The 24,964-nt window shown below is 55.5% G+C and carries 23 protein-coding genes; 9 read left to right on the top strand and 14 right to left on the bottom strand.

All coding sequences use genetic code 11. From position 1 onward, the window contains the following. The first annotated feature begins 61 nt into the window (after positions 1-61). Positions 62-808, top strand: coding sequence for a ThuA domain-containing protein (locus CCALI_RS02360; protein ID WP_016481869.1), 747 nt, complete (start codon positions 62-64; stop codon positions 806-808). A 7-nt stretch (positions 809-815) separates the two neighbouring features. Here CCALI_RS02360 and CCALI_RS02355 read toward each other — a convergent pair whose 3' ends face one another. Then, entirely contained in the window at positions 816-1,325 is a 510-nt protein-coding gene (locus tag CCALI_RS02355; protein WP_016481868.1) for a Cif family virulence factor, read from the bottom strand. 165 nt (positions 1,326-1,490) lie between these two features. Between CCALI_RS02355 and CCALI_RS02350 the strand changes: the two genes are divergently transcribed. Both CCALI_RS02350 and CCALI_RS02345 read left to right on the top strand, forming a co-directional pair. Further along, positions 1,491-2,135 carry an RNA polymerase sigma factor gene (locus tag CCALI_RS02350; RefSeq protein ID WP_172636616.1) on the top strand — a complete coding sequence of 215 codons (645 nt, stop codon included), beginning with the start codon at positions 1,491-1,493 and terminating at the stop codon, positions 2,133-2,135. A 17-nt stretch (positions 2,136-2,152) separates the two neighbouring features. Next, complete coding sequence (locus CCALI_RS02345) at positions 2,153-3,370, top strand: hypothetical protein (RefSeq protein WP_016481866.1); 1,218 nt, start codon at positions 2,153-2,155, stop codon at positions 3,368-3,370. Positions 3,371-3,408: 38 nt separating this feature from the next. On the opposite strand, the gene CCALI_RS02340 is transcribed toward CCALI_RS02345, so the two are convergent. Further along, positions 3,409-4,536 carry an exo-beta-N-acetylmuramidase NamZ family protein gene (locus tag CCALI_RS02340; RefSeq protein ID WP_016481865.1) on the bottom strand — a complete coding sequence of 376 codons (1,128 nt, stop codon included), beginning with the start codon at positions 4,534-4,536 and terminating at the stop codon, positions 3,409-3,411. 24 nt (positions 4,537-4,560) lie between these two features. After that, positions 4,561-6,039 (bottom strand): MiaB/RimO family radical SAM methylthiotransferase, encoded by a 1,479-nt coding sequence (locus CCALI_RS02335; RefSeq protein ID WP_016481864.1) that lies wholly within the window; start codon positions 6,037-6,039, stop codon positions 4,561-4,563. 155 nt (positions 6,040-6,194) lie between these two features. Between CCALI_RS02335 and CCALI_RS02330 the strand changes: the two genes are divergently transcribed. The 4 genes from CCALI_RS02330 to CCALI_RS02315 all read left to right on the top strand — a co-directional run bounded on the left by CCALI_RS02330 (position 6,195) and on the right by CCALI_RS02315 (position 9,893). Further along, positions 6,195-6,914 carry an MgtC/SapB family protein gene (locus CCALI_RS02330; RefSeq protein ID WP_016481863.1) on the top strand — a complete coding sequence of 240 codons (720 nt, stop codon included), beginning with the start codon at positions 6,195-6,197 and terminating at the stop codon, positions 6,912-6,914. Positions 6,915-6,984: 70 nt separating this feature from the next. Beyond that, positions 6,985-7,770 carry an enoyl-ACP reductase FabI gene (locus tag CCALI_RS02325; RefSeq protein ID WP_016481862.1) on the top strand — a complete coding sequence of 262 codons (786 nt, stop codon included), beginning with the start codon at positions 6,985-6,987 and terminating at the stop codon, positions 7,768-7,770. 16 nt (positions 7,771-7,786) lie between these two features. Continuing rightward, on the top strand, positions 7,787-8,887 hold the full coding sequence (locus tag CCALI_RS02320; protein WP_016481861.1) for a pyridoxal-phosphate-dependent aminotransferase family protein: 1,101 nt from the start codon (positions 7,787-7,789) through the stop codon (positions 8,885-8,887). A 31-nt stretch (positions 8,888-8,918) separates the two neighbouring features. After that, positions 8,919-9,893, top strand: coding sequence for a hypothetical protein (locus CCALI_RS02315; protein ID WP_016481860.1), 975 nt, complete (start codon positions 8,919-8,921; stop codon positions 9,891-9,893). Between the two features lie 88 nt (positions 9,894-9,981). On the opposite strand, the gene selB is transcribed toward CCALI_RS02315, so the two are convergent. From selB to CCALI_RS02270, 9 genes are all read right to left on the bottom strand, one after another. After that, positions 9,982-11,895, bottom strand: a complete 1,914-nt coding sequence (gene selB, locus CCALI_RS02310; RefSeq protein ID WP_016481859.1) for a selenocysteine-specific translation elongation factor — start codon at positions 11,893-11,895, stop codon at positions 9,982-9,984. 10 nt (positions 11,896-11,905) lie between these two features. Further along, positions 11,906-12,847: a glycosylasparaginase gene (locus tag CCALI_RS02305; protein WP_016481858.1), complete on the bottom strand. Its 942-nt coding sequence runs from the start codon at positions 12,845-12,847 to the stop codon at positions 11,906-11,908. Continuing rightward, on the bottom strand, positions 12,844-14,496 hold the full coding sequence (locus CCALI_RS02300) for an FGGY-family carbohydrate kinase (RefSeq protein ID WP_016481857.1): 1,653 nt from the start codon (positions 14,494-14,496) through the stop codon (positions 12,844-12,846). Before CCALI_RS02300 ends, CCALI_RS02305 begins: the two co-directional genes overlap by 4 nt. A gap of 20 nt (positions 14,497-14,516) precedes the next feature. Beyond that, on the bottom strand, positions 14,517-15,356 hold the full coding sequence (gene dapF, locus CCALI_RS02295) for a diaminopimelate epimerase (protein WP_016481856.1): 840 nt from the start codon (positions 15,354-15,356) through the stop codon (positions 14,517-14,519). Between the two features lie 24 nt (positions 15,357-15,380). Further along, positions 15,381-15,686 carry an RNA chaperone Hfq gene (gene hfq / locus CCALI_RS02290; protein WP_016481855.1) on the bottom strand — a complete coding sequence of 102 codons (306 nt, stop codon included), beginning with the start codon at positions 15,684-15,686 and terminating at the stop codon, positions 15,381-15,383. Positions 15,687-15,728: 42 nt separating this feature from the next. Further along, complete coding sequence (gene miaA, locus CCALI_RS02285) at positions 15,729-16,679, bottom strand: tRNA (adenosine(37)-N6)-dimethylallyltransferase MiaA (protein ID WP_016481854.1); 951 nt, start codon at positions 16,677-16,679, stop codon at positions 15,729-15,731. 296 nt (positions 16,680-16,975) lie between these two features. Beyond that, a complete protein-coding gene (locus CCALI_RS02280; RefSeq protein ID WP_172636615.1) occupies positions 16,976-18,022 on the bottom strand; it encodes a coiled-coil domain-containing protein in 1,047 nt (348 codons plus the stop codon). A gap of 101 nt (positions 18,023-18,123) precedes the next feature. Further along, the gene (locus CCALI_RS14700) at positions 18,124-18,771 is read right to left on the bottom strand and encodes a restriction endonuclease (RefSeq protein ID WP_016481852.1); all 648 of its coding nucleotides are present in this window, start codon (positions 18,769-18,771) and stop codon (positions 18,124-18,126) included. A 478-nt stretch (positions 18,772-19,249) separates the two neighbouring features. Beyond that, complete coding sequence (locus CCALI_RS02270; RefSeq protein WP_016481851.1) at positions 19,250-19,978, bottom strand: metal-dependent hydrolase; 729 nt, start codon at positions 19,976-19,978, stop codon at positions 19,250-19,252. 106 nt (positions 19,979-20,084) lie between these two features. Here CCALI_RS02270 and CCALI_RS02265 point away from each other — a divergent pair, with 106 nt between their 5' ends. Beyond that, positions 20,085-20,615: a KdsC family phosphatase gene (locus tag CCALI_RS02265; protein WP_016481850.1), complete on the top strand. Its 531-nt coding sequence runs from the start codon at positions 20,085-20,087 to the stop codon at positions 20,613-20,615. A gap of 52 nt (positions 20,616-20,667) precedes the next feature. Here CCALI_RS02265 and CCALI_RS02260 read toward each other — a convergent pair whose 3' ends face one another. Beyond that, positions 20,668-22,425 (bottom strand): hypothetical protein, encoded by a 1,758-nt coding sequence (locus CCALI_RS02260; protein WP_016481849.1) that lies wholly within the window; start codon positions 22,423-22,425, stop codon positions 20,668-20,670. Continuing rightward, positions 22,422-23,540, bottom strand: a complete 1,119-nt coding sequence (locus tag CCALI_RS02255; protein WP_016481848.1) for an aldose 1-epimerase family protein — start codon at positions 23,538-23,540, stop codon at positions 22,422-22,424. The genes CCALI_RS02260 and CCALI_RS02255 overlap by 4 nt, the downstream gene beginning before the upstream one ends. Positions 23,541-23,778: 238 nt before the next feature. Here CCALI_RS02255 and CCALI_RS02250 point away from each other — a divergent pair, with 238 nt between their 5' ends. Beyond that, complete coding sequence (locus tag CCALI_RS02250) at positions 23,779-24,924, top strand: copper amine oxidase N-terminal domain-containing protein (protein ID WP_016481847.1); 1,146 nt, start codon at positions 23,779-23,781, stop codon at positions 24,922-24,924. Positions 24,925-24,964 lie beyond the last annotated feature (40 nt).

Genomic DNA, 24,964 nt, shown 5'->3' with positions numbered 1-24,964 from the left:
GAATAAGAATACACCAAAATTTGATAGACTGGTCTACAGACCTGTAAGGGAGGAAGCGATCTTGGAGAACCGTTTCATTCGCGTTACTGTATGGGGTGAAAATGTGCATGAGAAGCGTCAACCGGAGGTACGGGCGATCTATCCTCAAGGCATGCACACCACGATAGCAGAGGGTATTAAAAAGCATTTGGGAGATAGGGTAGAGGTTCGGACGGCCACACTGGATCAGCCCGAACATGGGTTAACAGAAGAGGTATTAGATACCACCGATGTCCTGACATGGTGGGGGCACATGGCCCATCATGAGGTGGAAGATAGAGTTGTTGAGAGAGTGCATGAGCGCGTGTTAAGTGGAATGGGATTGATCGTGCTTCATTCCGGCCATTGGTCGAAAATCTTTATCCGCCTTATGGGAACGACCTGTGCCTTGCGTTGGCGTGACGACGATAGGGAGATCGTCTATACGGTGAATCCGGGGCACCCCATCACGCGCAATGTGCCACCAGTTTTTATTATCCCTCAGCAGGAGATGTATGGAGAGTACTTTGATATTCCTCAGCCGGACGAACTGATTTTTATTAGCTCTTTTCGAGGCGGAGAAGTATTTCGCAGCGGCTGTTGTTTCACGAGAGGACAAGGACGCATTTTCTATTTTAGCCCTGGGCACGAGACATATCCGGTGTATCATCAAAAGGAGGTTCAACAGGTTATTGCTAACGCCGTGGAGTGGGCCTATTCGCCGCCGAAGCCCCGCTATGCCACTTCAACGTGCATCCACTCTCCGTTAGGGTGGTACGAGCAGCTGTAGGTAAAGTTCAGAAATCACCAAAGTTATCGGGGTTTGGGCCGGTGGTTTCCGCGTGCACAATGCGCCATTCAACCGTGTGATACAGTCCAAAGAGATGCGTTATTGTGACCTGGCGAAAGTAGAGCGTAATGCGCCCTTCGTACTCGTCGGAGGTATAGTCTGGCCCTTGATCGCGCAGATTGAGGTCGAAAGACACCGACGGTTCGTCGGCATCGGCATGGAACTGGACGTCGCTAACACTGGGTTCGGGGTTCTGCATGGTGCGGAAGGCTCGTGCCAACAGCAGCCTGGCTTTCTGGGTGTCCATATCGCCAATAAGGCGTGCGTTTGGAGCAACATAGTGCATAATGCCTTCGACGTCTTTTTGACGCACCGCCACTTGCAGATCGTGCAGAATCTGCTGCGCTTGGGTGGCGTCAAACGGCTTTGGTCTTGCTTGAGAGACGAAATAACTCACCACCAGGATTGCGATAAGGAGCACACTCAATCCCAAGGCGATCCAGGAGCTGCGTTGCATATCTTTTCCCCTTTGTGCAGTGTAACATTGTATTCTAGATGCGGTAGCACGTCAAGTGGATCGTAGGAGAGCGAAAGTAAGGCTTGTATGAACCCTTTGCCGCCTAAATACAACAAAAAGGATGGAGCTGCTGCAAGTGAGACAGAAGCACAGAGAGCATCCGTCATGTCTGCTTATCCGGAACACGGCAAATCGCTGCCGGCGCAAAGACCTGTAAAGAACGAGGTTGCTTCCCGTTCGCTTAGGTTGGCGGACCAGGAGCTGGTCGCCAAGATCGTTGCGGGCGACAAGGAGGCATTTGCCCAAATTGTAGATCGCTTCAGCGTTCGTATCTACCGCTTGGCTTACCGGATGTGCGGATCTACGATGGATGCAGAAGACCTAACCCAAGAGATATTTCTCGCGATCTATCGGAGCCTGCAGAGCTTTCGGGGCGACTCTTCTCTCTCCACTTGGGTCTATCGGATTGCGATGAATCACTGTGTAGATTTTCAACGAAGACATCGTCCACAGACTCTGTCGCTTGATGAGCAGCTCATTGTAGTGACGGATAGGTGGTGCGATAACCCTCAAGAAGCGCTCCATAAGGAGGAGCTGGGAAGGCAGATCGAGGAGGCGTTATCGCATCTTGCTCCGCACCATCGCGAAGTTGTCATATTGCACGAACTGCACGGGCTAACCTATACCGAGGTGGCCAAGGTGCTACAGATACCGGTGGGCACGGTGAAATCGCGCTTGTCGAACGCTTTTCGACAGCTTAGGGAGCTCCTGAGAGATTATGTAGAGGACGAGGAGGATGAGGTCTCCTAGGTAGAGTGAGGTGTTTTATGCGCTATTATCATTATTTGCGATCTCAGCTGCATGCTTGGTATAGAGGTCAGTTAAAGGCCTGTTTGGATGGGGAGGTTTCTCCGCTGGTCTATGCCCTCTTGCGCCATCATATTGCACGATGTAGGGAGTGTCGAGATGAGCTCGGCGCCTTGCGCCGTATTGGCTCGCTGCTTCAGGTGGGTGTGCAGGAACCGACCCCGTGGCCTGGGCTGGCGTCACAGATTTTAAGCGTTATTCCTGAACAGCCCGTGAGACCGTCCCAATCAACAGACAAGAAGAAGGGGCTGTCGTGGCAGCGCGGCGGATTTGCGATAGCGGGCGTTGTTGGCGCTATCGGTTTGTGGGCTCTCGCCCAAAGCTACCTGCCTTATCTGAGAGCGCCAGGGAGGCAGCAGATGCCTTCAAGTTCTCGCATTTCGGCGGACTCCAACCGAACGTCGTCCCAATCCCAAACGGCAACTTCAAATAGGCCATTGGTGAAAGATCCGTTTTTGGCGGAGAGTGGAGCTCGAAACCGTCAGAAGCTACCGATAGCAAGCCCTAAGACGGAAGAGCCTTCCACCCAGCTCGCTCAAAAGCGTCGGGAGGGCGAAATCCTTCCTCCCACTCCTCATGCGACGCCTTTTGGGAGCGGAACGCCCAGCGATCCCCTGCGTCTTTCCGTGGCCGTTGACAACATCGGTGCCTCTTGTGCCCACTTAATGGACGTTGTACAGCGCTATGGGGGGGCGCTTACAATGGCCAGCAAGCCGATAGATAGCGCTTACAATTTGCCGGTGGATTCTGACCCAGAAGCTTGTTACCTGTTGGTTCGCCTGCCAGCGAGCCATGCAAAAGCTTTCTACCTGGAGTTGCGTCGGATGGCAACCGGTCTGCCCGGACGCCCTATGCAGACCAGCAAGCCGTCAACGAGCCCGCCTGAAACGGCCTTGAAGGAAAGCGCTTCAGCCTTGAATGGGTTCAGACCGCCGATCGCCTTTGTGAAGCCGTCGCCATTTCTGTTCGATTCGCCTGTCCCCACGCAGAAAAGCCACGAAGCAAAGAGGCCCTCTGCGCAACCGTCGCCTGATCTCCCGCCGCATCGTCAGCAGCCATCGGGTATATCTCTTGCTAACCCGGTGGGGCCTGGTGGGACAGTCGTCTATGTCATTCGCTTGCATGTCCAAAATCCAACCTCGAATCTAACGGAAAGAGGGGCGTTCTTAGACCGTTAGGATCTGGCCGCTATTGCCGTCATCACGGAGTTCACATCTCAATAGAGCAGGCAAGCAGCGATGCGCTCGCGGAATGCCTGCTCGTCTTCTTCGAGCATCGTAAAGATCTCCTCTTTGGGGGCGCCCTGGATTATAGCCTGGAAGACCTTTTGATTCGCCAGAAGTCTAAGATAGTTCTCCGGTTCCCAATGTTCTGGGAACAGTTGGCGTAGCGCTAAAGCGATCGTGAGGCCGGTTCGCACGGGGCGAAACACCTCTCGATGAGTAACGATGATCTCCACCCCAGAGCAGGTTTGCCCCGCATACTGGCGGGTAGAAGGTTGGAATTGGACGGGGATGAAGCAGACCCCCGGCAGGGAGGCTGCATTGAGAGCCGCAGCAAGTTTTCTGGCATCTATCCAGGGGGCGCCAATCCATTCGAAGGGGGTATCCGTCCCCCGCCCTACCGAGAGGTTCGTGAACTCTAACAGGCCGATGCCGGGATAGAGGAGTGCCTGGCGCAGGGAACGCATATTGGGCGAAGGATTGATCCAGGTTAAATTTGTGGCATCCCAATAGTCGCTGCGCTTCCACCCCTCGAGGCGAACGACGTCGAGCTGGAGAGGTAGTTTCAGCTCCCGCACATAGAGGGTAGCCAGTTCACCTAAGGTAAGCCCGTGGCGGATCGGAATAGGGTGACAGGCGGTGAAGTCGAGTCGATCGGCATCGGCCAGCGGCCCTTCGATCTGCTGACCCCCAAGTGGGTTTGGGCGGTCAAGAACGAGGAAAGCGATTTGGGCCTCGGCGGCCGCCTCGATAGCGTATTTCAGCGTGCTGATATAGGTATAAAAGCGTACTCCGATATCTTGGATATCGTAGACGAGAACATTCACCTCCAGGAGTTGCTCGGGTTGAGGGCGTAGTCGTGTTCCATACAAGCTGTAGATAGGAAGCCCGGTGATGGGATCGTGTGCGTCGGATACAGCATCATCGGCAACGCCCCGAAGGCCGTGTTCTGGAGTGAAAAGAGCCGTGAGTTTAACACCGTTAGCGTTATAGAGAAGGTCTATGGTTGATCGCCCGTTGCTATCGCGTCCAGAGTGATTGGTGATAAGCCCCACTCGTTTGCCCTTCAGTAGGGAGAAGTTCTCTTGGGAGCAGCGATCGATTCCAAGAAGTACAGCCATCTTTTAGATTTCCTTAAATGGGCGTCAAGAGAGAAGCTGGCCGGATAGGGTTGCTAGGGGAAGAGAATGGGAATCTGCAGGAGGTTCTGGCATTGGTTCTAGCGTATCGTCGCCGATCTCCCCTATGGCTCCGTCAAGGGTGGTCTCAAGCAGTCGTACTTGTACGAGTTTTCCAATAAGGTGAGAACCTCCGGTGAACTGCACCCGAATATAGTTTCCCGTATAGCCTCCAAGCAGGCCAGAGGGCTCCTCTTTTATAAGAGGGATCGATTCGTTCTCGGAGGAAGGTTCGACTGCAGCGCCTTTTCCCTCCACAAGAACCTCCATTGTACGGCCGAGGTAGCTTTGGATAAACCGCTTTTGGGTTTCACGACAGAGCGCGATCAGTTCCTGACTGCGAGCCTCCTTTTCGGCGTCGCTAACCTGATCCGCCATGGTTGCTGCCGGCGTGTTGGGGCGTGGAGAGTACCGGAAGACGTGGGCGCGCGCATAACCCACTTCACGAGCGACGTAGAGAGTCTGTTCGAAATCCTTACGGTCTTCTCCGGGAAAGCCGACCATGATATCGGCGGTTATGGCCAAGTCGGGAATGCGAGCTTTAGCCGCGGCACAGCGTTCTAAGTAGAAGCGCTGGTTATAGGGTCGGTTCATGGCAGCGAGAATTTTGTCGGAGCCGCTTTGCAGCGGAATATGCAGGTGCGGACATAGCTTTTGTTCCGACGCAAAGGCTTCGAGGAGCCGATCCGTAATCTGGGTGGGCTCGATCGAAGAGAGCCGAATCCGCCGAATCCCTTCTACCTTAGCTAGCGCTAGCAGGAGATCGGCCAGATCGGGGCGTTGATAAATACGGTCTGGTGTCCAGGCCGTACCGCGCGGCAATCCTTCAGAACGCCCTTCGAAACCTGGCTCTTGACCGTAGGCTCCCACGAGCACACCAGTTATAACGATCTCGGTGAAACCCTGATCGGCAAGCCTCTCCACTTCGGAGACGATCTCCCCCATCGGTCTAGAAACCATTTGGGTACGGGTATAGGGGATCGAGCAAAAGGTGCAGAAGACATCGCATCCATCCTGAACCTTGATGGTGGCCCGTGTACGGCGATGGAGGGTAGGTGCTGTTGAGGATGGGGGCCGACTGTTCTGAAGAGAGGCACGAATCTCGGGAAACGCCTCTAGGAGGCGGTTAAGGGTCTGCATCTTATGGGGGTTAGGAACGATCAGGTTGACCTCTTCAAAAGCTTCCCCCTTAATGCGCGCCATCTCTGCATAGCAACCAGTCATAACAACGATAGCGTTCGGGTTGAGGCGGCGAGCACGGCGGAGGGTATTGCGCGATTTTCTTTCGGCTGCCTGGGTAACGGAGCAGGTGTTAACCACATAGATGTCAGCAGGTCGGTGAAACTCGGTAATCGTGAAACCGTGACGTTCGAAATCGTCTAGGATACGCTGCGTTTCGTACTGATTGACTTTACACCCCAATGTCATGAAGGCTGCAGTTGGCATGGGCTTTCAGAACATTCCTTTAAAGCAGGAGGTTCAAGAGAGTTTGTGTAACATTTTACTACATACAGGGCTCAGGCGTTCTGGGTTCCCATCGGATAGCGTGTCGTCGTTGAAATGGGTGCATAGAAAAGCCGATGTGAGACGAGGAGGGCGTGGTGGAGGCAGAGAGATTTTTTTGGTTCCATATTCCATCTCAGACGATGTGGGGACAGGTGTTTGCGCTGCTGCTGTCCGTGATCGTAGGGGGTGTGATCGGTTTCGAGCGGGAACGGCGTGGCCAGCCGGCTGGCTTACGCACGCATGCGCTTGTTTGTGCAGGCGCGGCCCTTATTGCGATCGTCTCACAAGGCTATGGCAATGGCCTCGCCGGGCGTATACAGGACAGTCCAGCCCGCGTAGCAGCCAATGTGGTGGTGGGTATAGGTTTTTTAGGAGCCGGTGCCATTGTGCGCGAGGGAATGAGCATTCGTGGACTCACCACGGCCGCGAGTATTTGGGTCGTTGCTGCGATGGGAATGGCTATCGGAACCTCTCCTCGTCTTGGCGAGGTGGCTTGTATCTGCTTTGTTATCGTATTAACCACACTGACCCTGTTAAATCGTTTTGAGCAGATCTTGAAGCTAAAGGGGCGCTTTCGCGAAATGGAGATAGGCGTGAATCCCGCACTGCTGCGGCCCGATAGGCTACTAAAGATTCTGGAGGAGCGGCGCATCGGGGTGTTGTCGTTTCAGTTGGAGACTCAGAAAAGCGCCCAGGGCGAACCTTACACACAGGTTCGGCTGCGAGTTCGTGTACCTGATGACTTTGACCTAGTGGCTTTTCAGCACCACATCGTGAATCTCGACGGGATTGTGAGCTGCACGGTAGAGGCTTGACGTAGATTTCGGGTAGAATGGCCGATGGTCTAAGCTGGGATCATCTAAAAATGACGACAAGGAGATATGGATGCCGCAACTAATGGAGGGGAAGCGCATTCTTGTGACGGGGGTGCGCAATAAATGGAGTATTGCGTGGGGAGCTGCGAGCGCTCTGCGACGAGAGGGAGCCTCGCTGGCTTTTTCCGTGATGGGCGATCGTGAAGAGGGAAACGTTAAAAAACTCCTTGAAGAGGAGAAGCTGGAGGCGCCCATCTTTCAATGCGATGCCTCGGATGATGCACAGATAGATGCGCTGTTTGAGCAGGTTGGGCGCCATTTTGATGGAGCCCTCGACGGATTCGTCCACTCCATTGCTTTCGCCAATAAAGATGAGCTTTCCGGCGAATACATTAACACCTCCCGTGAGGGATTCGCTCTGGCCCACGATCGCAGTGTCTACACCTTAGTGCGCATGGCACGTGCCGCAAGACCTCTGATGCAGGCGGCAAATGGTGGTTCCATCGTTACGCTGACCTACCTTGGCTCCGAGCGTGTCGTGCCGAACTACAACGTGATGGGGGTGGCCAAGGCTGCTTTAGAAGCGAGCGTTCGCTATTTGGCAGCGGATCTCGGCCCCGATCAGATACGCGTCAACGCCGTTTCGTCCGGGCCTATTAAAACCTTAGCGGCTTCGGCCATAGCGGGGTTCGATGCCATGTTGCAGCGTGTCGAGCAGACCGCCCCATTGCGGAGACGCGTTACGATCGAAGAGGTGGGAGACACGATCTTGTATCTGCTGAGCCCTCTTGCAAGGGCAGTGACCGGGGAGGTTATCTATGTAGATTGTGGCTACCACATCATGGGCATGGTCTAGTAAGCAGGAGCATAGGATGCAAACCCCTTTACCAAGAGTGCTATTAGGACCTGGGCCGAGCAGCATTAGCCCAAAGGTGCAGGAGGCCCTTAGTCGGGCTCCCATCGGCTATCTTGATCCGGAGCTCTTTGAGATCACGGATAGGATCCGCGCGCGTTTACGAACGGTGTTTGGGACGCAAAATGCGTTCACGATCCCCTTAACAGGCACAGGAATGGCGGGCATGGAGTGCTGTTTTGCCAACGTTATCGAGCCCGCCGATAAGGTGCTCGTAGGGATTCATGGCTTCTTCGGGCATCGCATGGCCGAGATCACGCGGCGCCTTGGGGCCGAAGTCATAACCGTTGAGGCCGAATGGGGCGAGGTGCTAGAGCCAGCCGCGATCGCCAAGGCGCTAGACGCTGCAGGCAAAGTGAAGCTGGTTGCCTGCGTTCATGCCGAGACCTCTACAGGCATTTGCCAGCCGTTGGAGGAGATTGCGAAGTTGGCTAGGGAACACGGTGCCCTGTTTTTGGTAGATACGGTGACCTCTTTGGGAGGGATGCCTGTGGAGGTCGATCGCCTCGGAATAGACATAAGCTACTCCGCGACCCAGAAATGCATTGGAGCCCCTTCAGGGATCTCGCCGATCACCGTTTCTGAGCGCGCATGGGCGGTAAGGCAGCAGCGGCGAGCGCCGGTAGAGTGGTACTTTGACTGGGTTCTTCTCAAAGATTACTACGATGCGCCACATACTTATCACCACACCGTGCCGGCGAATCTACTCTACGCCCTGGACGCCGCTCTAGAGGAGATCGAGGAGGAGGGATTGGAGGATCGATGGCGGCGCCATGTGGCTGTCAGCACGCTTTTGAGAGAGCAGCTGAAGGAGCTTGGCATTAAAGCCTTTGGCCGGGCTGAACATCGGCTGCCGACATTAAACGCCTTTTACGTTCCGGATGCCGTTGACAATGAAGCGAACGTTCGGGCCCGGCTGCTTCAAGACTATGGCATCGAGATAGGGGGAGGCCTTGGCAAGCTAAAGGGCAAGATTTGGCGCATTGGAACGATGGGAAGTTCGGCCACACCTCGTAATGTTTTGCTGCTATCCGCGGCCTTAAGAACCGTATTGAATTAGAAAAGCGATCGTTTTAGGAGATAAAGCAGATATGCCCCTTTTTCCGGCAGAAGCGGTTTCACCGGCCGACGCGCCCGCGCGTATGCGACTGACACGCGAGCTTGGCACTCGTCGTTTATTGACGGTTTTTGTCGCCCTCCTTGCCATTTGGTATGTTGCAGGCCAGATACAGGATCATTTTCTACTCTCGCGGCACTGGCCGCCGTTGCAGCCCGACCTCAACGGTTTAACCGTTGTCGGGGCCCTGAACCCGCATACGGACTATGACCGCAACTTTTTCAAAATCTTCACGGAGAACACGGCATCGAGAGTCTGCCTAACGGAGTATGGCTGGAACTCGATTTTTGATCCGCGCAACGGACCGATGTGCAGCCCCCAGGTGGCCGGAGCCATTAAGGCGGCTCTCCAGGTCAACGATAGGGCGGGGTACGCGATGTTAGCCCCTTATATCCGCGCCGCCGTTCGCTTTCTTGGTGGGGATAAGAACGCTTTCAAGGAGATCCGTCCCGATCAGCTCATAACGGTTCCCCCCGATCGAGAAGGCGGCAAACCGAAGACGATGACCTTAGCGGCGCTGATCAAGACCTACAGCGGCAACGGGGATTCGGGCATGATGGCTTCCACTGAGGAAGAGAGCAATCAGAGCGCGAGTGGGCGAAGCGTGGAAGATGTCATTACGCTTACGCCGGAGGTAGCAGCGGAGACTCTCCCTGTCGTCCTTACAGGCCGCATGTTTACGAGTGCCCAGTTGGAGGAGCAGCCTCCAACGTTGCTGGTGGGGCCGTCGTATACGGTCTCACTTCATTTAACGCCGGAGGGGCGTTCTCGCTTCTTCCAGTGGTCTCACGCGCATCGGGGTGAGAATCTCCTCTTTATTTTAAAAGGGACGGTGGTTGCGGCGGGTTACATTCGCGACGTGTTAGACACCAACGAGTGGGATTTAACCAACATTCGGGACAAAGAGGCCGCGCAATCTTTGGTAGACTATGTAAACTCCCAGCATTAGGTAGGGCGTTGAGGCGGGGGTTACTCGATTCGCTTTTTTAATTTGGTCTACCTTAACAAACATTATCGGACGTTATGAAAGCGCCCAGCTACTCCTCGGCTGATGCGTTAACCAGGATGCGTTCCGTGTCGTTGATGCGGCGGGTGAAGCCGCAGGCGTCCAGATATTCGAGCGCGATGAGGCAGGCTTTTCGGTTGGTCTGTGTAATATCTCGGAGCTTTGCCACCGTGATCGAGCCATGCTGTTGGATGTAGTTCCGCACGGTAGCCTTCAGTCTGTTCAGGGTGCTTTGCGGGTAGTAGAGTCCCTCTGCGACGCGTACAAAGCGCCCTTGCTCCAGCCCAATTCGTAAAAGTGTGGCAATGGCGTCGGGGGGAGCTTTTACCGCTCGGCTGACCTCCTCAATGGATGGGATGATCAGATCGCATTCGGTGTAGAACTTCTCAATGCGCTGAAGTAGCCTCTCTTGGTGCGGGTTAAGTTGTACCACGAAGTTGCTAAGGCGCACGATACCTGCGGCCGATTTGACGATCTCGCGAGATGTCCAGTAGGCAAGAAGGTGGTTCAGCGCCTTGCCATCGGGTGGCAGGCCAAGGGCGGTTTTCAGCTCCTCTTTAGGCATGCCCGCGCGGAGAGGATAGCGTTGATGGTAGGTTTGCAAGAGGTGCTGAAGCCGTTCGGTAAGGGCTTGCAAGCAGGTGGTGTGGATGACATAGCTCTCTTGGAGATGGATCACCTTCTCTTGAGCCTGTTGCAGAAGCGCCTCTAGCTTGTCCTCCTCAACCGAAAGTTTCATCGCGAGCTCTCTTCGAGACAGCCCATGAGGGGCGGCAAGCAAGACGCTCTCCAACATATCCTCCACCCGCCCCTTTTCGCGGGCCTGAAGGGCTTGAAGCAGCTGTGGAGTTACTTTGCGGTGGAGGGGGGCATTGGGGTCGAGCACCATCCCTCCGCCGAGCAGTTGCATCGGAGAGTAGGAGCGGATGACGAAGCGATCGCCCCGCGCGCAGACAAAGGGCTTCTCGGCTCGGAACTGAATGTAGCCTTGATCGCCTGGAGGTATCTGCTTTGAATCGTTGAGAACGACCAGGCGTCCAATAACCTCATCCGTTCCAACATAGAGCCGAACGCGGTCGTGCGTGCGAACAGGTTTGGGCGCCTCGCCCAGTATTTGAAGCACCGCGTCCATTCGAACGGTCGGCACAAGAACGCCAGGTGCGCTGATCTGAGCCCCTCTTTCGAGTTGTTCGGGAGAGATGCCGGCCAGATTTACAGCCACCCGGGAGCCTGCTTCCGCTCGATCGACTTTGACGCCATGAATTTGTAGTCCACGCACGCGGCTGATAAGCTTTTGCGGCAGGATCTCCACAGGATCGCCCACTTGGATGGTGCCCGATACCAGCGTGCCTGTAACGACGGTTCCAAAGCCTTGTACGGTAAAGACGCGGTCTATAGGGAGGCGATAGGGGAGGGCGGTGTTTCTAGCCCTCGCCCGACTGACCGCCGATAGCAGCGCATGCCGAAGTTTTTCAAGGCCTTTACCCGTTATCGCCGAGACGGGGATGATGGGAGCTTGAGCTAAGAACGTATCCTTAAGGTGTTCGCGAATATCCTCTTGAACCGCCTGCATCCACGCCTCATCCACCAGATCGCTTTTCGTGACGGCCACGACGCCCTGGCGGACATCGAGAAAGCGCAGGATGTTCAAGTGCTCCACGGTTTGAGGCATAACGGATTCATCGGCGGCGACGACGAGCAAGACGACATCCACGCCAGTAGCCCCAGCCAGCATATTTTTTAAAAACCGTTCGTGGCCGGGCACATCCACAATGCTTACCGTAGTGCCGTCGGGCAGGGTAAGGGGGGCAAAGCCGATGTCAATCGTCATGCCCCGTGCCTGCTCTTCCTTCAGCCTATCGGGGTTAACGCCGGTCAACGCTTGGATGAGGGTTGTCTTTCCGTGGTCTACATGTCCTGCGGTGCCAATGATGACATGTTTCATCGGTAGCGGCTCAAAGATGCGGTAGGCTCTGCGTCAACGTAACGTAGCTACCCTCTTGGAGAAGCCCTTCAGGGTGCTCTGTCGAGGCGATCGCCCAAATCCAGAGGCGATCCGGTGCCTGAAAGCCGGTTCGCGTAGCGGCGGCTCCGCAATCTCCATCTTTGCGAAGGGCAATAAGGGCGGCCCCATAGGGACGGCATGTTTCGGGAGGTCTTTTACGGAGGAGGTAACGTAGCGCCTCTTCGCAGGCTTGCTGGGCCGTGTAGCCTCTCTCTAGCAACATGACGGCACGATATGAGAGGCAGACTTTCATGATCTCGTCCCCATCGCCGGTGGCCGCTGCGGCTCCCAGTTCGTTATCCACGTACAGCCCCGACCCAACGATCGGCGAGTCGCCGACTCGGCCGGGAAGCTTCCAGGCCAGCCCGCTGGTGGTGCAACCGGCAGCAAGGTTGCCGTTTTTATCAAGGGCGCAAAGCCCAATGGTGTCGTGCCCCTCTTTCGAGAGCCGGTCGAAATGCGCCACTTCCGCCCCTGTTTGGTTCGATCTCCATGCGAGCCAACGCTGTCTTGCGGCCTCGGTCAGCAGCTCCTCCTCGACAAACCCCGCCTGCAAAGCGAAGCGTTTGGCATTTTCACCAACAAGCATCACATGCGGTGTGCGCTCCATCACGCACCGGGCAACGGATATGGGGCGGCGAAAACCCGTGAGGGCAGCCACCGCTCCGGCGGTGTGTTGGGCTCCATCCATGATCGCCGCGTCGAGCTCTACGACGCCTTCCGCATTTGGAAGCCCCCCATAGCCAACGGAGTTCACGTTGGGGTCCTCTTCCACGACATTGGCTGCAGCCTCGATTGCGTCGAGGGCAGAGAGGCCTTCTGCGAGCAGCGAAAAGCCTTTTGCGCAGGCGGCTTGCCCAAAGCGCCATGTGGCGAGGATAAGAGGGTTCATGCTGAGTCAGCTTCAAAAGGTTTCATCAGGTTACGATGGGCAACCTGTTGTTGATAAAGGTTTTCAACAATGCGATGGCGCGCCTCATAGTAGGGTTTAAGCGTGAGGTTCGGCTGCACCACGCGCCCACGGTGGCACATGGCGCGCATGGCGGTTAAGACATCCGGATAGGCTTGCGAGCCCACTGCTGCCAAGATCGCGGTTCCAAGCAGCACGGCCTCCTCTTCGGCGGGTAGGACGCAGGGAAGGCCGGTAGCGTCGGCCAATGTCTGCAGCCAGAGCGGGTTTTTCGTAATGCCGCCGGTTACAAAGAGCGTGCCTATGTTGAAGCCGGCCTCATTAAGCGCTTTAATAACAAGATAGTCCACCGAGCAAACGCCCTGTATGGTGGCTAGGTAGCGCAGGGCCTGCGAGTGGATCGAGTTATCGAGGGTCAATCCATCGAGCACTGCGCGCGCATGCGGATCGGCGTAGGGCGAGCGATTTCCGAGATAGAACGGAAGGATGTGGACGTCTTTGCTAAGAAGCGCCCAATGGCTGTCATTGGCCTGTGTTAGAAGATAGGAGTTAAGAATTTCATGGGGGGTGCAGCCGCGCTCCGCGGCCTCGGCCTGCAAGGAGGGGGCGTTGGCATGATCGATGACCGCTTGGTCTATAGCGCTCCCTGCCGAGCTTTGGCCTGCTTCGATCAGCCACATGCCCGGGATCATGGCGCTGTAGTAAGGGCCCCACACGCCCTGCAGAAAACGGGGCTCTTGTGAGACCGCCATGTGGCATCCGCTTGTGCCTCCGATGTAGGCGAGGGCCGTATCAAGACGGGCGGGATCGAGGGGCTCGCCCTCTTCCCAAACGGCGCCGAGCAGCCCAATGCCACCAGCGTGGGCATCAATGATTCCCACTCCCACGCGACATTCAGTGGTTAGGCCCAGATCCGCGGCCGCTTGTGGCAACAGCTTGCCCAGCGGGCTTCCCATGGGACGAATGACGTGGCCGGCAAGGTCTCGCTCCAAAACATCTTCAAGGCCAATGGCGCTAAAGTAGTTGCGATCCCATGTGCCGTTCTCGCCACTGTGTCCAAGGTAGGTCCATTTACAGACGACGGTGCAGAAGCTGCGTGTGTCGTTGCCTGTGGCGCGATAGGTAAGATAGTCGGCAAGATCGAAGAAGCGACGAGCCTTTTGCCACGTGTCTGGCAGATGTCGCTTTAACCAAAGCAGTTTGGGCGTCTCCATCTCCGGGGAGATCTTCCACCCGACGTAGCGGAGAACCTCATAGTGTCCTGCGTTGATCTCTTCCGCCTCGGCAAGCGCGCGATGATCCATCCATACGATGATGTTGCGGTTGGCATCTCCCTCAAAGTTCACAGGCAGGGGTCTATCTTGATCGCCGAGCACCACGAGCGAGCAGGTGGCATCGAAGCTGATGCCTCGAACCTCTTCAGGCCGACATCCAGCGCGTTGGCAGCAGGTGCGCACGGCGATAGAAACCGCCCTCCAGATATCCTCTGAAGACTGCTCTACGTGGAGTGGGCGAGGCCGCCAAATCTGTATCGGCTCAGCGGCCATTGCGAGGAGTTTGCCACGAAGGTCAAAGATCCCCGCACGTGCGCTACCTGTGCCGACATCTACACCGATGACATAGTCACTCATGCTGATTCACCGACTAGGTTTTAGATTGGAAAATCGCCTTCGAACACCTCTTCCGCTGGGCCGGTCATCATAACACGTTGGTCGCCCATCCATTCAATGCGCAGGTCACCTCCGGGCAGATGAACGAGCACGTGGCGTGTGGTTTTATTATTCAGGACAGAGGCCACGACCGCGGCGCAGGCGCCCGTGCCGCAGGCAAGCGTTTCGCCAGCTCCGCGTTCCCATGTCCGCAGGATGATCTCGGTTGGGCTGCACACCTGGACGAACTGAACGTTTGTGCGCTCGGGGAACGCCCGATGGTTTTCTATGAGCGGGCCGAATCGAGATACAGGAAAGTGGTCTATGTTGTCCACAAAGATAACCACATGAGGGTTTCCCATAGAGACGGCCGTGATATCGAAACGTTGTCCTTCCACCTTCAGCGGTTCATTAAGCACCTGTTCGCTATCTTCGCCGCGCATGGGAATCTCGGAACGCCTCAGGCGCGGGGTTCCCATATCCACGCGTACGGATTCCACCTTGCCGCCTCGGGTTTGTAGTTTAAGGTTCTTGATGCCGGCTAGCGTCTCCACCTTCAGTTGGGTCTCTGGGTGGAGGCCGTGCTCATAGACGTATTTGGCAAAGCAGCGGATTCCGTTGCCGCACATCTCCGCCTCGCTGCCATCGGGATTGAACATACGCATGCGATAGTCGGCCACGCGAGAGGGCAAGATGAGGATGAGGCCATCCCCTCCAATGCCGAATTTACGATGATTCATGCGTCGGCTAAGTTCCGGCAGCATCGCCTCTTCGATGGGCTGATGAATGGCATTTACTACGATAAAATCGTTGCCAATGCCATGCATTTTTGTGAATTTCATAGGGCCATACCGTCTCTCAAAAAATCAGCTTTGTGAGGTTGTGGTGGAAGCGGGTTGTTGTTCTCGCTCCAGTTTTTCGCCGCTGAGTTCTCGATGCACTTCCGAATAGAAGTTAGGAACGGGGCGGGCAGGGACGATGGAGGTAACCGCATGTTTGTAAACGAGTTGTGTGGGTTTGCCTACCGATTCGAGCAGGATCGTAAAGGCATCGAAACCACGCACATGTCCTCTTAATTGAACTCCGCCGATGAGATAGATGGTGACTCCAATATTTTCTTTGCGAACTTGATTCAGGAACATATCCTGAAGGTTTAATGGTGATTTGTTCATTATTTTGCTCCTCCCCAAAAAGTTGTAAGGGAAATCGAATTTTTAACACACCGCGCACGTGGTGTCTTGTGTGACTAGACGTTGGATAATGGCCTCTGCAACCTCTGCATGCTCCTTATTTTCGATGGAAAGCCACTCTGCACAGGGAACGGCACGGAACCAGGTCAGCTGTCTCTTGGCGAAGCGGCGGGTATTTTGCTTAATGAGTTCTACGGCTTGCTCCCTCGTTATTTTACCCGTTATATAACATACAAGTTCATGGTACCCTAGCGATTGCATAGAGGTAAGGTTTGGGGAGTAGCCTTGTGCAAGCAGCTGACGCACCTCTTCCTCCCAACCGGCCGCCAGCATGGCCTCCACGCGTTGTTCAATGCGTTGATAAAGGAGAGGCCGGGGCATGGTAAGGATAAACTGGCGTGCCTGGAGCGGTCTGGCCTCCGCTTTGTTCACGCGCTGCCACTCAGAGAGCGGTTTGCCTGTTAGGTAGTACACCTCGAGCGCGCGGACGACTCGTACGAGGTCGTTTGGATGAAGGCGCGCTGCGGTTTCCGGATCCACCTCCTGCAGCCGAGCGTGTAAGCTAGCTCGCCCCTGCTGTTGCGCCTCATGGTGAAGCTGTTCTCGAAGCTTCGGATCGCGGGGGGTTCCCGCCAGGTTCCAATCCTCCAAAAGGGCTCGAAGATACATCCCCGTGCCGCCGCATAAGATGGCCTGCTTGCCACGCGCGGTGATATCGGCAATGGCCGCAAGGGCACGCTCTTTCCATTCGGCAACGCTAAAAGGGTAGTCTGGCGGGACGATATCTATGAGATGGAAGGGAATCCGCTGTCGTTGGTCGGGGGTGGGTTTGGCGGTACCGATGTCCATGCCAATGTAGACTTGCATCGAGTCGGCATTTACGATCTCTCCGGCCACGCGCTCTGCAAGCGCCATGGCCACATCGGTCTTACCGACCGCCGTGGGGCCTGTGATGACAATAATGGGTCGATCCATTTTGGCGAGCGGCCGCAAGCCGCTTTTCTGGCGTTTTTGTTTTGAGTATATCCATGGGGCACCAAATTGTCAAGCGGGGCTTACCTTTCACGTGCGACTTTCCCGCGTCACAACTCTTTACTGCTGTCGTTTCGATTGCTCGGCTCAGCATCAACGTTGATGCGGCTCGTCTTTCGGTTTTCCCTCCGGCTCTCCCGCTCTGGCTCCATCCTGCCTGCTGTTGACGCGGTTTGTCTCGTCTGGCGGTCTTCCGCTGGCGCGTCGCTCATGGCTCGCCGGCGCTCTTCGGCTCTCTCCTATGGCTGTTCGTCTAAAATCTTCACGTCACCAGCAGGAAGGTAGATTATTGAAAGGTTCCTTGAGATGACGAAACACCAATTCTGATTCTTTCCAACAACCGCCACATAGCAACCGGCAGGATCTGTTCCTACAATCGACGAGTTAACATCCGGTGCGGAGTAGCAGGGTGTGTTTCTGATCGTTTGACCAAGTGAAAAATGGATTGACGTGCCAGAATCGTTGTGATCAGGTGAAAGCGTGTGCAGTTGTTCTGCTATACTGCTCAGCTTCGCGTTATCTTCCGCTATCTCCTGCTTGCTCTGTGAGATACCGTTGGTATAACTGTCGACGGCTGCTTGTATTTGCTCACGTTGACCTTTTAACGATACCAATTCGGAGTTTATCTCAATGGCGGCAGAGCGAACTTGATCGGCTTGAGACATAAAGCGAAATTGATCGGCTTGATGCATTTCGAAAGCGTTCCGAGCCTCTCTTGCCGCTTTGTCTGCTGCTGCATTCGCGCGCTCAAGCCTGCGTTCCATGGTCTTAATGTTGCGGTTCTGAATCGCTAAGGCTTGAAGCGTAAAGTGAAGACCGTTCATGTTGTCAGCCAAGGATCTCCATGCGCGAACAAGGTCGGTGTATATGGTGTCTTGTTCTTCGCGTAACTGTTTAATCGTCGCCTGTATTTCGCGTTCCCGTTGCCATTCTGCTGCCTGTTGGGCGCATTTGTCGCGAAACTTCCTGACTTGATCGTTCCACTCTTCGACCGTTACCCGCTTGTAGCGAAGCTGTTCTATGGTGCCGTTAGCGTCTGGGATGTTAAGAGTTATCTGGTCATTTCCCCACTTGCCGGTAAGTGTGGTTCCTTGAAGCCAAGTCACTTCAGACTGTAAGCCGAGTCGGATCGCTTCACCGTCAACTTCGCCGGATATATCGACTTTGCTGATTTCAATACCTCCGGGTTGATCCACAGCAGCCTTCAATGCTATCGCTTGACCCTTGACCGTCTTATCTACTTGTGTTAGTTCGAGGCATCGTAAGACGGTGTCTGTTTTATACATGTAGGTTCCGGTTACCGTGGCGTGTCTACCAAAGCAACCGGTCAATGTGAGCAGGGGCAGTAACAGACAGCCAACAAGGAACCTTTGTTTACTTAGGCCCTTCATGGTGATATTCTCCCGTTTCCCTCGGTCTGCTGTAGGTTACTTTCTGCCAGGGTGCGACGTTGAAAGCTTTGTATCCATCGGGCTAACGTTTCGCGGTCAACGAGTACGCAATGCGTAGACCGCGCTAACTCTTTTGCGCCCGACGTAAAATACCAGTTGGTGACAACCATTGCTTCCTGACAACCGTAGTGCTGTTTCCCGGCTACAGCGTCGCTAACGGCATTTCTCGGAATATTGTCACTGGACCGCTTGCACTGCACGGCATAACTAACGCCGTTCTTGCGTGCGATTATATCTACACCTAAGTCACCGGAACCTTTGGTAACGGTCGTTTTGAAACCTTGATGTTCCATCAGCCGCGCAACATAATGCTCGAATGTGTGACCGGACATAGTGTCTACATCGGCCAGACGCAGACACCGCAAGCGTTCCATTCGCACCCAATGTGGATAGACTTTAACGAAGAAATAGAGAGCCGGCAGGCCGACGAAAACAGCGAAAATCAGAAAACAACGGAACAGTTCAGATGATAACCAAAGTAATACCAGTTGTGAAAAAATGGCCATTAGAATAAACGCTAACGAGATCCTAACCAGCAACAAAGATTGAGAGTCATCGTATCTTCGTTTTCGTCGCCGGGCCATGACGGAACCTCCTCAGTGTGCTGCTGGTTGTTGCTTAATCCCTTCGTTCTCTGCCGATCGAGCGTATTGCTACCTTCCGTTCTCCTTCGCGATGGGAAGGAGTATGCACGCCTGGCAGTTCGTATTGTACACGGAATCCCAATGTTTGTAAATATGTGTGGTGTATATATTCCAAGAGGCTTCGCGCCTGTACAATGCTCCGGTCAGTCAATCGGAGTATTTTCGTATGACGCCCCACAAGGACAACATTATCGTGGAACGAGTACGGCGGGCAAGACTATCGGCGAAACCGGCGGTGACGCAGGAACCGTTAGCCGCTCGCTATCTCAAAGGCGTTAGGTGTTACGCCCGGTTGGTTGCTTCACGAAGACAAGCCGAAATGATAGAGCGATAGTATCCGCCCAAATTGTCAAGCGTTGAAGGCAAGCTAGGGGCGCCGATGGCGCCCCTAGCCTGTCGATCGCGATGAGGTCGTTTTTTATTTAAGGGTCTCGCCGGGTTGAAGGATGTGAACGTTCACGTTAACAAGCAACTCTCTCAAATGCTTCTGGAACTCTTCTACGGTTCCGGTAAGCATGGGCATCGAGTTGTAGTGATAGGGGACGACATGGCGAACGCCAAGGAGTTTGGTCGCATGAGCCGCCTCTAAGGGGCCCATCGTAAAGCGATCGCCGATAGGCAGGAAAGCCAACTCGGGCGCATAGATCTCCTTTAGCAGCGCCATGTCTCCAAATACGCCGGTATCCGAGGCGACATAGAAGGTAAAGCCGTTCTCCATTTTAAGAATAAAGCCGGTTGGGAAGCCTCCATAGACCATGTTGCCATGGGCGTCTTCTCCACCGTTGGAGTGAACGGCCTGCGTAAGGGTAATGCGAATTCCATCGAAAAGGATACTGCCGCCGATATTGAGCTGCTCGGTTTTCTTGGCGCCTTTCTTTGTCAAGAAGCGTACGGTCTCAATAATGCCCACCACCGTGGCGTCCGGGTTCGCCTGGATGACCTCTTCGAAATCCGCCACATGGTCTGCGTGAAGGTGGGTAACCAGGATGGCATCGAGCTTTCCTAGCCGGCTAGGCGAGTGCCACTCGGCGGGGCAAGCGGGATTGGAGCGAAGCCAGGGATCGATGAGGAGGCGTTTATGTCCGGGCGTTTCCACGAGCAGCGTGGCATGACCCAGAAAAGTGATCGCGGTATCGCGAGCAAGCATGTTCTCATACTCCTTTTATGCTAAGACTATAGGGTGGGCTGCTTTGCCTTGCAGAGGGCAACGTACCCAACTATATAATGTACCCTAGATAGAAGGAGGAAGCGATATGGAGGAGAGCTTACGTTGCAAGCTTAGGGCGGTTCAGGTGTTCGCCATGGACGTGGACGGTGTTTTGACCGACGGGGGCCTCTATTTTGGAAGTGACGGCAGCGAGTTGAAGCGGTTTCATGTCCACGACGGACTGGGGCTAGTGATGCTGCAGCAGGTTGGAATACGCGCGTTATGGCTATCGGGGCGGCAGCACGAAGGGGTAAGGGCAAGGGCATCGGAGTTAGGGGTCTACTTGGTGCAGGGAGTCCACGACAAATCTGGGGTGTTGCGAGACGTTTTGCAGGGGTGGGGTATAGATAGCGGTCAGGTAGCCTACATGGGGGATGATTGGAACGATTACGAGGTGATGCGGGTAGTTGGGGTACGGCTAGCGCCCTGTGATGCGACGGAGCGTATAAAGCGTTTCGCGGACTATGTGACGACTCGTCCTGGCGGTCACGGTGCGGTACGCGAGGCGTGCGAGTTAATTTTAGAGGCTCAGGGACGTTTAGAGGAGGCGTTCGGGGGATATATTTCGGGTCAATAACAAACTTTATCGGAAGTTTATACCCGTAACGTAAGTTTTCAACTTCTGGCTTTTAGCGTCCCAGCTCGACTCGGTAGATGCTGGCCTCTTGGTTCGAATAGACCTCCTTCAGATAAGAGGGCAGTGGGGAAAGCCCGCGGAAGATGGGGTAGAGCCTATCGGCGTCCATATCGTCGGGGGCTTTTTGGCTAAACAGCAGATACTGCACATGCATTTTCTCAAGCAGGGCGATGCGTTCTGCGTCCGAGGTTGACTCAAGGCCGAAATTCATCAGCTCTTTTAACTTGGAACCGTAGTCCGGTGTCTCTCCCCAGTGCCCACAATAGACATGACGCCCCGTATACCCTGGGAGGATGCAGGCCATGGTCATGTCGGTGGGAGCGAGGTAGCGGTGCGTTCCGTCGGGTGACTGCAGGATATGCACCCACGGCAGCGGCTGAATGGCCTCTGAAGGTCGCGTGTGGTGGGCTATCCAGCCCAGCGCTTGCAGCTCCCCTTGGCTTATATAGGCGCGCTGCAGATCCGTTTGCACCTTGTTGAGCGTGTCGTTATAGATGTCTCTCACCACAAACCGCATGTTGGTGAGGCTCAGCAGCAGGGTGGCGATGCTTAAGATCAGCATACGCTGCCGCGGGGCCACTTTCCCACGCAACCGCTGTTCGAGGAGATAGGCGGCTCCAACCCCGGCTAAGATAGCAAGAGGGAAGTGCTCTCCCTGCAGCATTTTTCGCTGGAACGAAACCGGCAGATAGGCCACACACAGCTGAGCGATGGCCCAACAGACATAGAGCCGAACGGCGTCCCCGCTCTGAAAAGAGGAGTTAACCGGCACGCTCTCCGGATCCGTGGTCGCTTTGGTCAGCAGGTAGAGCGTATACAGCGTTATCAGCAGCTCACCGCCATAACCCAAGAAGACCCACGGTAGGCCGGCGGATAGCGTTGGGACGTTGGCTCTATCACGAAAGATGGGGTTTGCATGGAGCTCATACGCGATGAGGGCCGTGCCTGGTAAGGCCACCAGGGCCGTCAGCGCGGCTCGTAGCCACGACGACACGTTGTCTTGCAACGAGACAGACCGGGCGCGCACGAGGAGGAAACATCCCCAGGTGAGGGCCAATCCCACCACATCGTAGGTGTGCGTGAGGCCGATCAGCAGTCCAATGAGCCCTGCCGCCATGGCGAGCTTCCAGCTGCGCTCCTGCTCCGCTTTGAGGGAAAGCAGCAAGAACGCCACCTGCAGCAACATGGAGAAGGCAAACAGGGGGCTAAGGTAGAGCGATAGAAACGTGATGGCCTCGGGTTGCCAGACGTCTACAGGGGTGTGGAAGATGTTGACAGCTCCGCCAGATGGCCAAAAGAGCGGCAACCAACCAAACCCGGACGAAAAGCAGACGAAGAGAAACGCCGCTCTGCGGGCCAGCAATGAGGAGAGCGTGTTGCGAAGAAGCAGCCACACCACCCACAAGAGAGCGAAACCCGCTGCAAGGCGAGCCAGGTGAAACACGGCAATGAGGGGCAGATGCAAAAGGGAGGCGACAAGCCCCAGAAGAAAAAAGAGCGGGTTTGGAAACATTCCCGGCTGCGGCTCGGTTGTAAACAGGTTGTGTTGGCGCAGGTGTCCCTGGGCTGCTTGCTTCATCCAGGAGAGATAGACGCAGGCATCGTCGAGGTTATATCCGAGCCAGAGATAGTGGCGCCCGTTCGACAGCCCGTATCCAATGAGATAGGGGATAAGGGTTAGCAAAAGCGTTAGCCCTATAAGCGACAGCGCCCATCTATTTTCCGATTCCCGCAAAACCGTTGGTTTCATGCCGGCTGCCCGGCGGCCTCGAGCATGTGCTGGCACTCTTGTTCCGCGTCGTGAATCGCCTCCATGCCCCATAAGACGTCTAACGTGATGTCGTATTGGCGCACCTCGCCCGGCTCGAGGAACTGCAGTGTCCCCGCTTTGCGCTCATGGGCGCGCCCCAACACCAGACAGTTTGCCGGTTCCAACCCAACCACATAGGTGCCGGCATCCAGCATTTTCCACTCGGAAAACCGCGGCAGCTGCGACGGACGGTAACGGCACCGAAAGCCGAGCCCTTTGACGCCCCCTACCTGTAGGTTTGGGTTTACCAAAGAGACGGCCACCTGATCGGTTTGGGGTGGGAACTGATGGAAATAGACCTTTTCCCGATATCCCGCTTTGGGGGCATCGAACTCGGCATAGCGTTCGGCATCCTCTTCGGCATCGGCGTCGCGAGGCGTTGCGTTGAGGGTGGGGGCAATCAGGCGAGCGCCATCGGCGATGATAGGAAATCCGATGTTGATATGATAGAGAATCATATGTTCCGTGGTACGATAGCCCAGATTCGCCACTTCGTCATGAATATGCAGGGAGGGTGAGCCCAGATAGGTGGTTATCGTGCGGGTTAGCTCAAGGTTTTCGCCGAAGACGGTGGCTTCCCGTACCTTGCCCCGTACCGTCAGGGCATACTCGTCGCCTTCCCATCGGGTTTCGTAAGAGACATTATAGGCGGGAAGGTTGCTAATGCGCCCATGAAGCCCATAGAGCCGGCCTTCATCCTCGCCATTTGCGCCCGCGTAGGTAAGGCCACAGGTGACCACCAGCCCCCCATAAAAACTGCGAAGCCAGCCGCGACCTCCTTCCCCTTCGTGATCGAAGTAAGCCGGATGCGCATCGGTTGTGGCAGAGCGCCAGGCAAGCGCGCATCCGTTGAAGGAGGCGGAAGAGATGTCCATACCTCGACTGGCCAGCACCGTGTAGCGTAGCCCTGAACCGTTGAAGACATCCAGCGCATAGACTCCGTCTTCTTTGCCTTCCTGCAGCCTGTAGGGAAGGACACGCGCGATCTGCGATAGATCGCCAACATAGGTTAGCAACTGTTCTTTGGTGAAGGACTGCCCATAGAGTGCGACCATCAGCGTCTCCCGACAAAAGTTTTTAGCCATTAAATTTTACTTGGAGAGGAGCCCATTTTGGATGTTTGCGGATCGGATATGGGGATAGGAGGAACTTATTTCGTGCGGCGCTAGTCAGACTATTAGAAATTGCGGAGGGAGCTCAAAGAGAACGTCACGATCGATGGCTCCTTTTCGTAGGATTGAAACAGAGACTCAGATAGACAGCTGAAACAGACCGAGTAAGGAGGGTCTACAGATGAAAAACAGTTTTGCGGCAAACCTATTTCAGAAAGGGTTGCTCTGCGGGGTTCTGGCGGTTGGGCTTGCCGGTTTGGCGCCGGCTCTGGCCGATTCGGGCGGTCGCGTGGTGCTGCCCGCGAACTCCGTCATACCCGTTAAGCTCAACACCACGCTTAGCTCCGCGACAGCGGTGAAGGGCGATCTTTTCACCGCCACGGTGGTTACAGACAACGGGGTGGACTACGGTTTGCCACCTGGCACCCGCATTGACGGTTACGTCGATGATGTACGTCGGCATGAGGGGAATCAGCCGGGAATGCTCGCATTGAGCTTTCGGCGCATTCGTCTGCCAGATGGCCGCACCTATCTCATTGACGGTGCGCTCATCGGCCTAGACAATAAGAGCGTGGAGAAGACCTCCGATGGTCGTCTCATCGCCACCCCAGGGCACACGGATAAGCGCTGGACCTATGTTGGCTACGGGGCTGGAGCCGGGCTGCTCGTCGGCCTGCTTACCAAGCATACCTTTGAGGATCTTCTCATCGGGGGCGGCTTGGGCTATCTGTTCGGCTCCTTGCAGAAATCTCACGCCACCGCACGTGACGTGGTTTTGAAATCGGGAACGGAGTTGGGAGTCCGATTAGACCGTGAAGTGGCTCTGAACATGGATGAGCAGAGCGGCTATCGTTTTCATGAGGAGGGCGATAGCCGGGCACGGCCAGCGGTTGAGCGCGAGGTCACTCCGATCACGAACACGTCCCACACCTACACGTCTGCAGCGAACATCGGCGTGCTCATTGGCAACCGGAACGTAGATTTCACCTCGAATGCAACGCCTGTGCGGGATGGAAAGGCCATTCTGGTGCCGGTACGTCCGGTGTTGGAAGCGGCGGGCATTCCTTTTAAGTTCGACGGTCGCGTGTTGCATGTGGATGCGACGGGGCGCACCGTGAGTCTGGCCGTGGGCAGCCGCGTCGCCATTGTGAACGATGGCGAGCGCAAGTTACTGGAAGCTCCGGCTCAGGTTTTGAACGGCACATTGTACGTGCCGATGCGTTTCTTTGAGAGCGTCACGGGGCAGCCGGTGCAGTACGATTCGGCGAGTCAGACCGTGATCATTCAGACCAGTTCCACGTCGGATATGTCCGATACGGGGAATTAGCAGAGGTATAGGCAACCCTCCTGGGAGTGCAGACTTCTAG

Source organism: Chthonomonas calidirosea T49 (genome assembly GCF_000427095.1).
Taxonomy (GTDB): Bacteria; Armatimonadota; Chthonomonadetes; order Chthonomonadales; family Chthonomonadaceae; genus Chthonomonas; species Chthonomonas calidirosea.
Note: the sequence above shows the minus strand (reverse complement) of the source record. Positions and strands in the feature narration are given on the sequence as shown.

Bases quoted from the DNA above. Each gene is read 5' to 3' on its own strand.
- CCALI_RS02355 (WP_016481868.1), bottom strand. From the start codon at position 1,325: ATGCAACGCAGCTCCTGGATCGCCTTGGGATTGAGTGTGCTCCTTATC.
- CCALI_RS02350 (WP_172636616.1), top strand. From the start codon at position 1,491: ATGTCTGCTTATCCGGAACACGGCAAATCGCTGCCGGCGCAAAGACCT.
- CCALI_RS02345 (WP_016481866.1), top strand. From the start codon at position 2,153: ATGCGCTATTATCATTATTTGCGATCTCAGCTGCATGCTTGGTATAGA.
- CCALI_RS02340 (WP_016481865.1), bottom strand. From the start codon at position 4,536: ATGGCTGTACTTCTTGGAATCGATCGCTGCTCCCAAGAGAACTTCTCC.
- CCALI_RS02335 (WP_016481864.1), bottom strand. From the start codon at position 6,039: ATGCCAACTGCAGCCTTCATGACATTGGGGTGTAAAGTCAATCAGTAC.
- CCALI_RS02325 (WP_016481862.1), top strand. From the start codon at position 6,985: ATGCCGCAACTAATGGAGGGGAAGCGCATTCTTGTGACGGGGGTGCGC.
- CCALI_RS02320 (WP_016481861.1), top strand. From the start codon at position 7,787: ATGCAAACCCCTTTACCAAGAGTGCTATTAGGACCTGGGCCGAGCAGC.
- CCALI_RS02315 (WP_016481860.1), top strand. From the start codon at position 8,919: ATGCCCCTTTTTCCGGCAGAAGCGGTTTCACCGGCCGACGCGCCCGCG.
- selB (WP_016481859.1), bottom strand. From the start codon at position 11,895: ATGAAACATGTCATCATTGGCACCGCAGGACATGTAGACCACGGAAAG.
- CCALI_RS02305 (WP_016481858.1), bottom strand. From the start codon at position 12,847: ATGAACCCTCTTATCCTCGCCACATGGCGCTTTGGGCAAGCCGCCTGC.
- CCALI_RS02300 (WP_016481857.1), bottom strand. From the start codon at position 14,496: ATGAGTGACTATGTCATCGGTGTAGATGTCGGCACAGGTAGCGCACGT.
- dapF (WP_016481856.1), bottom strand. From the start codon at position 15,356: ATGAAATTCACAAAAATGCATGGCATTGGCAACGATTTTATCGTAGTA.
- hfq (WP_016481855.1), bottom strand. From the start codon at position 15,686: ATGAACAAATCACCATTAAACCTTCAGGATATGTTCCTGAATCAAGTT.
- miaA (WP_016481854.1), bottom strand. From the start codon at position 16,679: ATGGATCGACCCATTATTGTCATCACAGGCCCCACGGCGGTCGGTAAG.
- CCALI_RS02280 (WP_172636615.1), bottom strand. From the start codon at position 18,022: ATGTATAAAACAGACACCGTCTTACGATGCCTCGAACTAACACAAGTA.
- CCALI_RS14700 (WP_016481852.1), bottom strand. From the start codon at position 18,771: ATGGCCCGGCGACGAAAACGAAGATACGATGACTCTCAATCTTTGTTG.
- CCALI_RS02270 (WP_016481851.1), bottom strand. From the start codon at position 19,978: ATGCTTGCTCGCGATACCGCGATCACTTTTCTGGGTCATGCCACGCTG.
- CCALI_RS02265 (WP_016481850.1), top strand. From the start codon at position 20,085: ATGGAGGAGAGCTTACGTTGCAAGCTTAGGGCGGTTCAGGTGTTCGCC.
- CCALI_RS02260 (WP_016481849.1), bottom strand. From the start codon at position 22,425: ATGAAACCAACGGTTTTGCGGGAATCGGAAAATAGATGGGCGCTGTCG.
- CCALI_RS02255 (WP_016481848.1), bottom strand. From the start codon at position 23,540: ATGGTCGCACTCTATGGGCAGTCCTTCACCAAAGAACAGTTGCTAACC.
- CCALI_RS02250 (WP_016481847.1), top strand. From the start codon at position 23,779: ATGAAAAACAGTTTTGCGGCAAACCTATTTCAGAAAGGGTTGCTCTGC.